General features: G+C 46.0%; 9 protein-coding genes. 2 read left to right on the forward strand and 7 right to left on the reverse strand.

Going from position 1 to position 15032, the window contains the following annotated elements; translation table 11 throughout:
• Positions 1–84 precede the first annotated feature (84 nt).
• The 7 genes from codA to fbp form a co-directional block, all read right to left on the reverse strand.
• The gene (gene codA, locus QUA42_RS26575) at positions 85–1371 is read right to left on the reverse strand and encodes a cytosine deaminase (protein WP_333141547.1); all 1287 of its coding nucleotides are present in this window, start codon (positions 1369–1371) and stop codon (positions 85–87) included.
• A gap of 211 nt (positions 1372–1582) precedes the next feature.
• Positions 1583–2074 (reverse strand): ureidoglycolate lyase, encoded by a 492-nt coding sequence (locus QUA42_RS26580; RefSeq protein ID WP_333141549.1) that lies wholly within the window; start codon positions 2072–2074, stop codon positions 1583–1585.
• Between the two features lie 218 nt (positions 2075–2292).
• Positions 2293–3780: a cobyrinate a,c-diamide synthase gene (locus QUA42_RS26585; protein ID WP_333141552.1), complete on the reverse strand. Its 1488-nt coding sequence runs from the start codon at positions 3778–3780 to the stop codon at positions 2293–2295.
• Between the two features lie 326 nt (positions 3781–4106).
• Positions 4107–5471, reverse strand: coding sequence for a glucose-6-phosphate dehydrogenase assembly protein OpcA (gene opcA, locus QUA42_RS26590; RefSeq protein WP_333141554.1), 1365 nt, complete (start codon positions 5469–5471; stop codon positions 4107–4109).
• A gap of 156 nt (positions 5472–5627) precedes the next feature.
• A complete protein-coding gene (gene zwf / locus QUA42_RS26595; protein WP_333141555.1) occupies positions 5628–7157 on the reverse strand; it encodes a glucose-6-phosphate dehydrogenase in 1530 nt (509 codons plus the stop codon).
• Positions 7158–7418: 261 nt separating this feature from the next.
• Complete coding sequence (gene tal / locus QUA42_RS26600; RefSeq protein WP_333141557.1) at positions 7419–8573, reverse strand: transaldolase; 1155 nt, start codon at positions 8571–8573, stop codon at positions 7419–7421.
• 191 nt (positions 8574–8764) lie between these two features.
• Positions 8765–9838, reverse strand: coding sequence for a class 1 fructose-bisphosphatase (gene fbp / locus QUA42_RS26605; RefSeq protein WP_333141559.1), 1074 nt, complete (start codon positions 9836–9838; stop codon positions 8765–8767).
• Positions 9839–10464: 626 nt separating this feature from the next.
• Between fbp and QUA42_RS26610 the strand changes: the two genes are divergently transcribed.
• Together QUA42_RS26610 and QUA42_RS26615 are read left to right on the forward strand one after the other, a co-directional pair.
• The gene (locus tag QUA42_RS26610; protein WP_333141561.1) at positions 10465–12738 is read left to right on the forward strand and encodes an AAA-like domain-containing protein; all 2274 of its coding nucleotides are present in this window, start codon (positions 10465–10467) and stop codon (positions 12736–12738) included.
• Between the two features lie 36 nt (positions 12739–12774).
• A partial coding sequence (locus QUA42_RS26615) for an AAA-like domain-containing protein (protein ID WP_333141563.1) occupies positions 12775–15032 on the forward strand: 2258 nt, incomplete at its 3' end.

A 15032-nucleotide genomic window follows, 5' to 3' on the forward strand; every position in this document is an offset into this window, starting at 1 on the left:
GTTTTAGGTCAGGGAGTTTTTTCATTCCTTTATCTAATGTTTATCTCGTTCTCTTGTCAAGGGGGTTGAGCAATTACCCTTAGTCTATGTGAGACTTGCAGATTCCTGAGAATAAAAACTAACCTTAGCAGGTTCAGTTTCCGCCAGCAACTTTCCCCGCGAAATCACATACCGAACCGCAGCGCGCCTCCTAATTGCATCATAACAATTCTCAGCATCCAACACAATAAAATTTGCAGGTTTCCCCGCATCTATCCCATAATTATCATCTCCCAGATTGAGAGTTTTAGCACCGTTGACAGTCACCATATTAAAACAAGCTGCAATCTCAGCCATTCCCGTCATCTGACAAACATGAACCGCCATATGAGCGACATCCAACATATTTCCCGTACCTAAACTATACCAAGGATCTTGCACGCAGTCGTGACCAAAACTCACATTCAATCCCTGCTGCCACAACTCCTTAACTCGCGTCACCCCACGGCGTTTGGGATAAGTATCAGCGCGGCCTTGCAGGGTGATATTAATTAAAGGATTGGCAATAAAATTAATTCCCGATTTTGCCAAACTTCCCATCAGCTTAAAAGCATAAGCATTGTTATAAGAACCGAAGGCCGTCGTGTGGCTAGCTGTCACCCACGAACCAGCCCCGCTTCTAATCGCACAAGCCGCTACAACTTCCAAAAATCTCGACTGTTCGTCATCGATTTCATCGCAGTGAATATCTATTAATCTATTGTATTTTTCCGCAAGTTCAAAAATTCGCTCAACCGACTTCACCCCATCTTCCCGCGTCAACTCATAATGCGGAATCCCGCCCACAGCATCCGCACCCATATCCAGAGATTTCTCTAAGAGTTTGTCATTTTCTGGACTTCCATAAATCCCGTCTTGGGGAAAAGCAACAACTTGCAGAGTCATCCAATCTTTGACTTGTTCTCGAACTTCCAAAAGTCCTTGCAAAGCAGTCAGCGTCGGTTCGCTAACATCCGCGTGACTCCTGACAAACAAAATCCCTTGAGACGCTTGCAGCCTTAAAGTTTCAACAGCCCGTTTTTTGACATCATCCAGAGTTAAACTTTGCTTGCGTTCCCCCCAGATTTGAATTCCCTCGAACAAAGTGCCGCTTTGATTCCATCGCGGTTCCCCCGCAGTCAAAGCCGAATCGAGATGAATGTGCGACTCCACAAAGGGAGGACTAACTAAATTGCCTTGAATGTCGATTTCGCGTTCGCCAAATTCTGAGATATGCGGCGAAACGGCGACTATTCGGTCATCCTCGATAGCAATATCTACCGTTGGGTGATCGTCACCCGCACCTAACAAACGACATTCGCGCAGAACAATGCTATACTTTTGCTCAGGCATGACAATTGCACCTATTTTAATACTTGTAAACTTTATTCTCCCTACTTGCAATTCGGCCTAGTGAGGCCAAAAGAATTCCCCCATCACTTGCGAACCCCCTCCTTCTCCTCCTCTGCGTCCTCTGCGCCCTCTGCGGTTAAAAAATCTTACTCAAAAAACCCACCCATAACAATAATCACCAAGAAGAAAGCGCAACTACAAACCGCCAACATCAGACAATCTCAAACTCCAGATTGTGATGTTTCACAAAATCAAAGCTAAAATGGTCAACCACATTAGTATCGCTCAATTCCAGATTGTAAAAATCAACAAAATCCGCATCAAAATACGGCCCAGCGTGCCAAGTACCCACATCTAACTTAATAAAACAATTGCCCGGAATCCGAAAAGCAGCCATATCCTCTAAACTCGGTTTATAGCTATCCCCAGGAGGCGCAACCGCCATCAACCAATCCTTCCCCTCCAAAGAACCCAAACACTGAGTACATTGAACGTGTCGTGTAATTTTGCCAAACTTGCGACCTTTCTTCTGCAGCCGCATAATGTAAAATCTAGGAATACCATTTTGCAAATTTAACTGAGCATCCTCAGCATCGAAAGACTTGCCATCAACAGCCGCAAAGATAACTTGACCGTAACGCCGAAAATTCTCCGGTGTCACCCATTGTGCAAACAACTGCTTAGTCGAAATTGATTCGCTCATAAATCCCAACAGCCCTAGCTTTCTCCGTCATAAATATTCTAATATAAATAGTAAGACCACTTTATTTGTACCTTGAGTGCAGCTAAAAACCAACCTTTCGACTCATCCCACAAGAAAATAAACAAGATGGCTTTCATTCGATCGCCCTTCTTGAAATTTATCTGCGTTAATCTGTGTTTATCTGCCTGACATCTGCGGTTTCTGTATCAACCTTACAATCACGCATCAGCACACTGCTGCAAAAAACGAGCCGGAATATCAGGCCGAGCACCCCAATGCAAATGCAAATAAGAAGCGTGCACCTGACAAACTCCCCAACCTTCAGCAACCGCCTCAACCTCCCCCCGCTTCCCATACCTCCAACTGTGATAAACTGGATTACTCGGTTCAACAGTTAAATGCGATCGATGAAACTCATGTCCCCAAACCTCATCAAGAGCAGTTAACACCAAACTATCCCTCACCGCCACAGCTTCTCGGTATCCCAGCGTCAAACGCTTTCCCATCGCAGCAGAAGTTTCCAACACCCCCACCCCTTGCCAAGAATTGCCATCGAAGTCTACAATAGAATCGCACAAATACATCAAACCGCCGCACTCCGCATAAGTCGGCATTCCCGAAAAAATAGCACTTCTTACCGCATCCCGAATTAAAACATTACCGCTCAATTCCTGAGCAAAAACTTCGGGAAAACCACCACCAAAATATAACCCTTGCACATTGTCAGGAAAAGCCGAGTCATCAAGGGGACTCCAAAATACCAACTGGGCACCCAACTCTTCCAACAAATCAAGATTGTCCTGATAGTAAAAATTAAAAGCCCGATCGCGCGCAACTGCAATCCTCACTCCAAATTGTTTTCCCAAACTGTTGACAACATCATCTTTTTTAGTTAAAATAACCGAAGGGAGACTGTGCCTACCTGAAAGTTGCTCAGACCCCTCACCCCGCTCATTTCGAGTTGCAGCCAACAAAGGCAAAAGTTGCTCCCAGTCAAAACTAACAGCAGCCAAATCAGCTAATTTATCGATCGCAGCATGAAGATTCGGCAACTCCTCAGCAGGAATCAGCCCCAAATGTCGATCGGGAATAGTAACAGCCTCATCCCTACGCAAAACGCCTAAAATAGGTAAATTGAGCGGTTTGAGAGCATCTTGAAGCAGTTCCAAATGTCGATCGCTCGCCACCCGATTGAGTACCAAACCAGCGAATTTAAGGTCAGGGTTAAAAGAACGAAAACCGTGGGCGATCGCAGCCACAGAACCAGAGAGCCTGCTGCAATCTATCACAAAAAATACCGGCAAATTCAGCAAATAAGCAACATGAGCCGTAGAAGCAAAGGAAAAATCATAATTGCCTTCTTCTTTTCGATAATTAATCCGTGTATCCGTGTCGTGCCTTCCTGATTCCTGATTTTTTCGACTCACTCCATCAAATAGTCCCATCACCCCTTCAACTAAGGCATAATCGACATCTTGAGTATGACGAGAAAAACACTTTTTTACATAAGGTTCAGACGTTAATACCGGGTCTAAATTCCGACAGGGGCGACCAGTAACAAAAGCGTGAAACATGGGGTCAATGTAATCGGGACCAACCTTAAAAGATTGAACATTCAAGCCGCGGCGGATTAAATAAGCTAAAAGGGCGATCGTCACAGTAGTCTTTCCCGCCCCGCTGCGTTCGCCAGCAATTACTAAAGCCATAGTTCTAGTTAGTTAAAATAAATAATAGATAAGATTGCCAAAGTCGCTTTCCAATCAGGAAATTATCTGCGTTTATCTGTGTTAATCTGCCTTTCATCTGCGGTTCCTGTATCAATCAAAGATTTATGCAATCTTTCCTCATAAAAATAGACAGTTGATAAAGTTATGAGTATTGCTCTCGAACAGCTCAAATAATAACTATTTAACGAACCGCGAAGACGCCAAGAACGCGAAGGAAGAAAAGAGAAGAATAAAAGTAGGGCAGATATGGCCTGCCCCACTGAATATTAACTCAATCCTTCTTCCTTCTTCCTTCTTCCCTCTTTTTACCGCTTAGACAACTTCAGCATTTGAGCCGTCACTGCCAAACTTTCTTCGTAAAGCACGTCCCGGCCCCAACTCAGCAAGTGTTGGCCCAGCAACTGTTCCGTCACCTGATCGAACAGAGGACTCACCTGGTTAAACCGATCGGTTTGAGCGCCACCCTTCGTTTCCATCCGCATACAGCCACCCACTTCCGAACACAGAACCGTACCGCAGTCAGCCTTCTCGTTCGTAGAACTCAAACGCAGAGCAATCAAATCGCCCGGCACATCGCCCGTATCAGCAGTAGGAATAGCAGCCAACTCCGCTTCTACAACCCGTTCGTCCGGCCCTGCGAATTTAATTCGCTTGATGTAGTAATCGCCCTCTTCCTGTTTGAAAGCAACCGGACGCCACTGAAGCCGGCTCGCCAGCCAACCCAAATACATCAGCGCTTGAGTAGAATTGTCCTGTTCGTAATCGATCGTCACCCGATCGATTTCCCGAATCGCAGCGCGACGTTCCGGGGCGTCAAAAGCTTCAGCAGCCAACTCCTGCCACGCTGCCAGTCGGCGCCAATTGAGATCCGCGATCGGAATTCCCTCCTCGATCAGACTGTGCATCAACAGCAATTCAGCTTCAGACTCGGCAAAGCTGCTAGAGTCAACAATCACAGAACTGCTAATTGTCGCCAGCCGCTGGAACAAACCTCGATCGGCATCCGGGTTCGCCTTCCACCACAGCAGCGTGGGCAAATCCGGGATAGTCAACGCCGTCACGATGCCGCTCACCCGTTCCAAAGCAGCTTCTGTACCCCGGAGCGTAATATACTCGCAGCAGATAAGATTGCCAGTGGTGCGCTTGTGAACCGGGCAATAAGCAGCCACTTGAGCCTGTACGCCCGTATCTTCCCCCGCCGTCGGGCACAGAGCAATAATCCGGCAGGGATTGGCAGCCACGATCGCATCAGCCACGCCCGATCCCCCGGAACCCAAACCACTGGAGCCCATCTCCTCGCCTTTTGAATTTTTATGAGCCACTTCTTCCCGCAAAGTCGCCAGCAATTCAGCGTTAGGTTTGCCAGTTCTCGGCAGCCCGTAAGCTTTTTGAGCCGCCCTGATGCTAGATGCCGTCATCGGCCCGGTAATACCGTCCACTGGCCCGTCGTAAAACCCCAGATCTGCTAATAACCGCTGAGTTTCTTCGGGTTCGTAGACTACAAAAGTAAAAGTTGTTGCCCTACTAGCGATCGGAGAATCGCCCTTTGAACCAGATTCTCTGTAACTTTCCCAAATTTGACTCAATTCGGCCTCTATTTGGTCGATCGACACATCTTTAGGATTTTGCAGCGAAACCAGAGGCGGAGCTTTCATCGGTGTCATCGTCATAAATCTTTTCTCCTTTGTTATTAGTCATGGGTAATTAGTCATTGGTCATTACTCATTAGTTATTAGTTAGCAGTTATTAGTTAGCAGTTATTAGCTCATTACTAATGACTAATGCTGACCAATGACTAAGGACTAATGACTGCTGACTAATGACTCTTAAAGTCTGCGCCACTTGCGGCCGTCTCTGTTAATTAGCAGTTCTGCTTCCGCCGGTTCCCAAGTACCCGCTTCGTATTTAGGAACCAACTCCTGTTCGTTGGACGATTCCCAATCCATCAACGCCGGCGTTACCACCCGCCAAGCTTCTTCCACTTCATCAGAACGGGTAAACAAAGTTTGGTCGCCCAGCATACAATCAATTAACAGGCGATCGTAAGCATCTGAAGATGTCACCCCAAAGGAAGAACCGTAACTGAAATCCATATCCACCGTCCGCGTCCGCAAATCCGGCCCCGGCATTTTCGCCTCAAACCTCAGCGAAATCCCCTCGTTCGGATGCACGCGCATAGTCAAAACGTTAGGAGTAGTTTGTTGAGCCGCGGACTGAAAGATTAACAGCGGAACTTCGCGGAACTGAATTGCAATTTCGCTAACTTTTTTCGGCAACCGTTTGCCGGTTCGCAGGTAGAAAGGCACTCCCTGCCAGCGCCAGTTGTCAATCATAAACTTCATCGCCACAAAAGTCGGCGTTGTCGAATTGGGAGCAACCCCCGGTTCATCGTGATACCCCGGCACCGGTTTTCCCTTCATCCAACCTGCAGAATATTGACCCCGAATCGCTGAGAACTCCAAGTTATTCAAATCTGCCAAGCGAGTTGCTTGCAGAACTTTCATCTTTTCGGTGCGGATGCTGTCAGCGTCGAGCGAGTTCGGCGGTTCCATCGCCGTCAGACAGAAAATCTGCATCAAGTGGTTTTGCAGCATATCCCGCAACGCCCCAGAGGATTCGTAGTAACCAGCCCGGTCTTCTACGCCTACTGTTTCTGCAACTGTAATTTGTACGTGATCGACAAATTGCCGATTCCACAGCGGTTCAAAAATCGCGTTAGCAAACCGGAACACCATTAAATTCTGAACAGTTTCTTTACCCAAATAGTGGTCTATCCGGTAAACTTGCTGTTCTTGGCAAACCTGCTGCACGACTCGGTTGAGAGCTTTTGCCGAACTCAAGTCGCGGCCGAAAGGTTTTTCAATTACCAAGCGGTGTTTTGCTGGGTCAACCAGCATTTGAGCATCGCCCAGTTGCCTAATTGCTTCTGGGAAAAAGTTCGGGGAAACTGATAGATAAAATATGTGATTGCCGCGAGTTCTCCTTTCTTCGTCGAGTTCCGCTAAGAAAGCTTTGAGTTTTTGATAGCTTTCCGGGTTGTCAATGTCGCCCGGACAATAGTACAAACCTTGAGCGAAATCTTGCCAAAATTCTTCATTGCCAATGCCGCCGCCAAATTCTTCAATGCCTTCGCGCATTTGCTCTCGGAAGTAATCGTGACTCCAAGGGCGGCGGGCTACTCCCACCACGGTAGTTTCTGGTGGCAAGCGTCGATCGCGCTTCATCTGATAAATTGCAGGTACCAGTTTGCGCTGGGTGAGATCCCCAGAAGCTCCGAAGATTACCAGAATTTGTGGTTCCGGCACCCGTTCTTTTCGCAAACCGACCCGCAGTGGATTTTCAAGTAGTGTTACCATTATTTATTTTCCTTGTTGTAGTGCTGTTAACCCTGCCAAGACACCATGATAGTTTGCGGTCATTTCTGCTAGTTGCTGGGTGAGAGAGTTAATCGATTCTTAATACTGCTACAGGAGGCAGATGATTTTGCTCTCTAGGAACTCTGACACCCATTAATCTCAAAATTCCTAGAGAGGATTTAAAACTCAGCATTTAAGAACCCAAATAATTATCTATTCCGATTCCTAAATGCTTCTGCCTTTCAGGATACAGATATCTGCCTAAGCGACCGGTGACAACTTCTGCACTTTCTCTTGCAAGGAATCCATCAGGGATTGGAACGGATTGACGAATTTCTCAATCCCGTCGATGAGCAAGTCTGCCATCACTTTGTCCAAGTTGATGTCGATGTCGGGATCTTTGAGACTTTCGATCAGGGTGTAAGCTTCTGCAACGTTGTTCTCAATCCTGGGTGCGACATCACAGTGGTCGAAACAAGCTTCCACGGTGTTCGGTGGCAAAGTGTTAACGGTTTCCGGGCCGATTAGTTCATCGACGTACATGACATCGCTGTAGTTGGGGTTTTTGGTGCTGGTGGAAGCCCACAGTAAGCGCTGCACTTTCGCTCCTTTGGCTGCTAAAGCTTGCCAGCGATCGCTCGCTACGATCTCTTTATACTTCTGGTAAGCTATCTTCGCATTGGCGATCGCCACTTTCCCCTTCACCGCTTCCAGTTTAGCTTTTGTGGAAATATCTGTGACATTTTTGAGTTTCTCGTCAATCTTGCCATCGACATTGATGTCGATCCGGCTCAAGAAGAAACTGGCAACAGAAGCAATATTGCTCACATCCAAACCTTTAGCCGCCCGCGCTTCCAAACCGCGAATGTAAGCCCAGAAGGTTTCGACGTAGCTGTCAACCGAGAACAGCAAAGTCACGTTAACGTTAATGCCTTCGCTGATGACTCGCTCGACTGCGGGCAAACCTTCAGCGGTTCCCGGAATCTTAATCATCACGTTTTCTTTGCCGAGGGCTTGGTAATAGCGCATGGCTTCGCTAATCGTGCTTTCTGTGTCGTTGGCGATCGTCGGTGGCACTTCAATGCTAATGTAGCCGTCCAAACCCTTCGACTCTGCGTAAACTGGGGCGAAGATGTCGCAAGCGTTGCGGATATCTTCAAATACCAGAGATTCGTAAATCTCCATTACAGATTTACCCGCCCGGATGCCCGCTTCGATATCCGCGTCGTAAATCACATTACCCGCGATCGCTTTCTCAAAAATAGCCGGATTAGATGTAATCCCTCGCAGTCCCCTACTTTCAATCATCTGTTTGAGTTCGCCGGACTCGATCAGATCGCGAGTCAAATTGTCCATCCAGATACTTTGGCCAATTTCTTTGATTTCTAACAGGTGATTCGTTGACGTTGCTGTCATTACTGTAACTCCTACAATTTGATAGCTGTTAATTGGGACTTGGAAATTGGAAATGGAAAATTGAAAATTGGCAATTGGTAATTGCGAGTCGAAAGTTATAAGTTAAAACCCTCTTCCTTCTTCCCTCTTCCTTCTATCCTTTACATCCGTTACATCCCGTACATTGCTCGTTGCCGAACTTCCCTATGTCTTCACTGTTGGACTGTTCTAGGATTGCGCGATCGATCGTGAATAAAAGACTCGACCATCGCTACATTCTCTTTACTGCCGATAATCAAGGGCGATCGCTCGTGCAGTTTGGTCGGCACAACGTCTAAGATGTCTTGAACTCCGGTACTTGCCCGCCCGCCGGCTTGCTCCATCAAAAACGCCAAAGGAGCCGATTCGTATAGCAAGCGCAATTTGCCCTCGGGTTTTTTCACCGTTCCCGGGTACAAAAACACGCCTCCCTGGAATAAAATCCGGTGGAAATCTCCCACTAAAGCCCCGCCGTACCGGGCGCTGTAGCCTTCGCTGCGGTGTACGTAGCGAATGTAATCTCTCAAAGATTCCTCCCACTGCCAGAAGTTGCCTTCATTAACGCTGTAAATCGGGCCGCGATCGGGAACCTTAATGTTTTCGTTAGCTAGAATAAACTCGCCCAAACTGGGGTCGAGGGTAAAGGAATGAACACCCTGACCGATCGAATAAACCAGCATGGTACTAGGGCCGTAGAGCACGTAGCCAGCCGCAATTTGTTTGTGTCCGTGTTGCAGCAAGTCGGAAGCAGAACCGTCTTCATCGTCGCCCTCTTGCTTGCGGATGCTGAATATGGAGCCTACATTGAGATTGATGTCAAGATTGGAAGAACCGTCTATGGGGTCGTAGAGCAGACTGTAACGCCCGATCGGACAATTTTCGGGAATGTAGTAGGGTTTTTCCATTTCCTCCGAAGCCAAGCGGCAGACAAGTCCGCTTTGCTGGAATACCGAGATAAACACTTCATTGGCATAGATATCCATCTTTTTGACGGATTCTCCCTGCACGTTCGTAGCCCCTGTAAACCCCAAGGCATCTGCCATTAATCCGGCTCTGCTGAGTCGCCTGGCGATCAGCTTGGCAGCTAGTCCGATGCGATTCATCAGGGCACTGAGATCCTGAGCATCTGCAGAAAAGCTGTGAAGTTGCTGGAGTACGTGACGAGATAGGGTTGTGCAATCGCGGTCTAAGGCTTGCACCTGATCTGTCGGGCCCAGGCGGGTTTCTCCTGTCGGCGCGTTTACCATGATTTTGATGTTCTCCCTGTCTTGCTGCTCTAGATTTGGGTTCGATGGAGTCCTTGACACTTGCTCCTGAATCGGCTACGAGACCGATCGTCCCCCAACTTCTATCTTAGGAAGGGTTTTGCCAAAGGGCGTCGAACTTTAGGTGAATTTTAGATCCGCATCGAAAATTGAGGAGTTCGATCGACTGTTGAGCCGGAAATTGTATCCAAAATTACTAAATTTTTTAATTAAGCGCTCTTGACCTAGAGGAAGAGCAGAAGGAAGAAGGAAGAAGGAAGAAGGAAGAAGGAAGATTGTTGCTTGATTAATTATTAAAAAGATTTCTAAAGATGTAGCACGAGGAATTGGTTCTACAGGGGCAAAAAATATCGATATTTATGAAAATACGACTGCAAAAGAGGAAGCCGATCGCACTTGTTGAATACGTAGCTAAAAAGATTAGTTGAGAGTCGCGATCGCCTTTTTGATTGGTTATGCTTGACTCAGCGCGATCGTTTCTGCCAGTTTACTGCTCAACAAAAATAAAGATGTTTGTGGTTAAATACCGTATAAAGGCAAGAAATATCTCGCCCTGACTGAGGTAGTTTCGTTAAGCTCCTGTATCTCCTCTCCTAAAGGTTCCATTAATGAGTATTTCTCCGAGAAATAAAAAAACTATCCTGTTTTTGGCAGCCAACCCCAAAAATACCACCCCTGTGGACTTACAGAAAGAGGCGAAGGAAGTTGCAGAGGGGTTGCAACGCTCTAAAAAGGCCGACAAGTTCCAACTTGAGCAACAGTGGGCGGTGACACCCAGAGAAATGCAGCGAGCCATATTAGATTATAAACCAGAGATTGTTCATTTCTCTGGGCATGGTGCAGGAGAAGGCGGTTTAGCCTTGGAAGATGAGGCGGGACAAATTAAGCTGGTAAATACCAAAGCTTTGGCAGCTTTATTTGAGGCGTTTAAGGAGTACGTGGAGTGCGTCATACTCAACGCTTGCTATTCAGAAGTGCAAGCGGGTGCGATCGCACGTCACATTCCATACGTTATCGGCATGAAGCAAGCGGTGGGAGATAACGCAGCACGAGAATTTGCTGTAGGTTTTTACGATACGTTGGCGGCGGGGGAGTCGATCGAATTTGCCTATAAGTTGGGTTGCGTTAGCATCAGCATGGCAGGGATTCCAGAGGAACTTACTCCGGTATTAAAGAAAAAGTCGGATTTTTCTGACGCAGCAGAGCGATCGGGCGATTCTTCTGTTAGCGAGATCGTTGAGGAGTCGTCGCCTGTGGTGGAAAATGCGCGATCGACGATCGCACCTCCCCTTTCTCTTCTCAACTTAGATAACCCCGAAGGTTCTGTGAGTTTAGATTCACCCCTATATATTGATCGTCCTCCCATTGAATCGGACTGCTACCAAACTATTGTCAAGCCTGGCGCTTTAATCCGAATCAAAGCCCCCCGGCAAATGGGAAAAACTTCCTTAGTGCAGCGAATTTTATACCACGCCCAGGAACAGGGATATCAAACAGCGTATTTAAACTTTCAATGGGCTGATGGCAGTTTTCTCACCAATCTTGATGAGTTGTTGCAGTGGTTTTGTGGTGAGATTACCAATGAATTAAATTTAGAAGATAGGTTAGGAGAATATTGGAAAGGCGTTCTCGGCAGTAAAAATAAAAGCACGAAGTACTTCCAACGCTATCTACTATCGGACAGTGATCTGCCTCTTGTTTTAGGGTTAGATGAAGTCGATCGGATTTTTGAGCATTCCGAAATAGCCACCGACTTCTTTGGATTATTACGAGCTTGGCACGAGCGGGGAAAAAATGAGGAGATTTGGAAAAAGCTGAGGTTAGTCATTTCTCACTCTCAAGAAGTTTATATTCCTCTCAACATTAATCAGTCGCCTTTTAACGTGGGATTGCCCATAGAGTTACCGGAACTAAATCAGAAACAGGTAACAGATTTAGTGAATCAACACCGATTAAATTGGTCAAATCAAGAGATTTGTGACCTGATGGAAATGGTGGGCGGTCATCCTTATTTAGTTCGAGTTGCTCTCTACCAAATTGCTAGAGGGAGAATTAGCTTAGATAGCTTGCTAAAAGTCGCTCCTACTGAAGAAGGCCCTTACTACGATCATTTACGACGGCATTTAGTTAACTTGGAACAAGATGCAGAACTAGCAACAACAATTAGACAAGTCATTAACAGCGAACAACCTGTAGAAATTAATACCGGAGAGGCTTTTAAATTGCGAAGCATGGGGTTGATAAAATTTCAGGGAAATGCTGTCATGCCATTGTGTGGTTTGTATCGTCAATATTTTAGCCATCGCCTAGCCTCTCCCCAACCGAAGATAACTGCTGTGCAACAAACTAATAACCAATCAAGCTTGCACGTAGAGAGTAATTTAGCAGCTATTATGTTTTCGGATGTTGTTAATTCCACCGCTTTATCAGTGGCCAACCAAAAGCTTACACTAGAATTAGTGAATCGAGATTTCAACATCATCCGAGGCATCTGTGCTAAACATCAAGGCAAAGTCCTGAAAGAAATGGGCGATGGTTTATTAATTTGCTTTCCCGAAAGTGCGGTAAAAGCAGTAGCCTGTGCGCTAGAAATACAACGAAATTTCGCCGAAGCTGCTACAACCTTACCTGCGACTCATGTGCTCCAACACCGCATTGGTATTCACTTGGGGGAAATCTTCTTTCTTAATAATGATATCAGGGGGGCTGGTGTAAATTTAGCGGCTCGTTTAGAAGGGAAAGCAGAGCCAGGAGGAATCTGTATTTCTGACACAGTTTATCAAGTCGTTAAAACCCACTTACCTTTAAATGTGATTGACTTAGGTATGCAACAGTTAAAGGGAATTCCTGAACCTGTACGACTGTACAAATTGATTCCTTAATTTTCTGATTTTTCACCTATTAATTAACAATGACCTATGAAGGATTATCAATATCAAGTTGGAGGCAGCCTTCCTGCAAACGCCCCAACTTATGTCACGAGAAAGGCGGATGAAGAACTTTATCAAGCTTTAAAAGCCGGAGAATTTTGCTATGTTCTTAATTCTAGACAAATGGGAAAATCATCCCTACGAGTGCGGACAATGCAGCGGTTACAAGCAGAGGGAATAGCCTGTAGTAGTATTGACATCACAGAAATTGGCACCTCAGATATTACGCCAGAAGAGTGGTATGCAGGCGTGATTGATAGCATCGTCAGCCGATTAGATTTGTATGACGTTTTTGATTTAGATGAATGGTGGGAGCAGAACAGCTTACTATCGAATGTTAAACGATTTAGTAAGTTTCTTGAAGAAGTATTGCTCAAGAATATTTCAGGAGACATAGTAATTTTTGTCGATGAATCGGATAGCTTAATCAGCTTAAATTTTAAAATAGAAGACTTTTTTGCTGTGATTCGTGATTGCTACAATAATCGAGCTGATAAACCAGACTATCGTCGATTAACATTTACAATGTTAGGGGTGGCAACTCCCTCAGATTTAATTCAAGATAAGCGACGCACTCCGTTTAATATTGGTCGAGGGATAGAGTTAACAGGGTTTCAATTAGCAGAAGCTAAACCTTTGGCCGTGGGGTTAGAAACTCAAGGGGGAAATTCGCAAGCATTGTTAAAAGCAGTATTATATTGGACTGGCGGACAGCCATTTTTAACACAAAAGCTTTGTAAACTAATGATCTGTACTGCCAATTATACATCCATTCAAAATCCCGGTGAGTGGGTAAAAAGTTTAGTCCAAGAAAAGGTGATTGAAAATTGGGAAGGACAGGATGAACCCGAACATTTAAAAACGATTCGAGGACGCATTTTACGCAGCGAACAACGGGCAAGTAGGTTATTGGGATTATATCAGCAAATTTTGCAGCACAATGAAATAGCGAGTGATGATAGTCCCGAACAAATGGAACTACGATTAACTGGGTTGGTGGTTAAGCAGTCTGGCAAACTTCAAGTTTATAACCAAATTTATAAATCGGTTTTTACGGCTTATTGGGTGGAAAAACAATTAGCGGATCTCCGCCCTTACAGCGAAAATTTTAAAGCTTGGATAGAGTCTGATTGCCAAGATGAATCGCGACTGTTGCGGGGTCAGGCGTTGCAAGGTGCTCAAACTTGGGCAGGCGATAAAAGTTTGAGCGATTTAGATTATCAGTTTTTAAATGCCAGTCGGGAATTACAACAACGGGAAGTTGAACGAGAGTTAGAAGCACAGAGACAAGCGAATCAAATTTTGACTCAAGCGAATCAGACGCTAATTAAAGCAGAGCAATTAGCCAGGTATAAAGTCACTCAAGCTCAGAATTTAGCAAATGTAATCCAGGAAACTGCTTTTTCTAATGAATCATTTCGTTCAGGACAGACATTCCAAGCACTGTTGGAAGCATTAAAGGCAGGACAAGCATTTAAACAACTAGATGCTTCAGCCGAGACGACAAAACATATTAGAGCACGAGTGATAGCTGCGCTGCAACAAGCAGTGTCCGCAGTAAAACAGCGCAATAATTTGGAAGGGCATAGCAATTCGGTCTGGAGTGTCGCCTTTAGTCCAGATGGCAAGAGATTGGCTTCTGCAAGCAGTGACAACACTATCCAACTGTGGGACTTGCAAAGCCAAAAACCCATCGCTACCCTCAACGGGCATAGCAATGCTGTCAGAAGCGTCGCATGGAGTCCAGATGGCAAGAGATTGGCTTCTGCAAGCAGTGACCACACCATCAAACTGTGGAACCTGCAAAGCCAAAAACCCATCGCTACCCTCATCGGGCATAGCAGTTCGGTCAGAAGCGTCGCATGGAGTCCAGATGGCTTGACTTTGGCTTCTGCAAGCAGTGACAACACCATCAAACTGTGGAACCTGCAAAGCCAAAAACCCATCGCTACCCTCACCGGGCATAGCAGTTCGGTCTGGAGTGTCGCCTTTAGCCCAGATGGCTTGACTTTGGCTTCTGTAAGCTATGACAGCACCATCAAACTGTGGAACCTGCAAAGCCAAAAACCCATCGCTACCCTCACCGGGCATAGCAGTTCGGTCTATAGCCTCGCATGGAGTCCAGATGGCAAGAGATTGGCTTCTACAAGCAGTGACAACACCATCAAACTGTGGAACCTGCAAAGCCAAAAACCCATCGCTACCCTCACCGGGCATAGCAGTTCGGTCTGGAGTGTCGCCTTTAG

This window comes from Microcoleus sp. Pol11C2 (assembly GCF_036701505.1).
In the GTDB taxonomy this organism is placed as follows: domain Bacteria; phylum Cyanobacteriota; class Cyanobacteriia; order Cyanobacteriales; family Microcoleaceae; genus Microcoleus.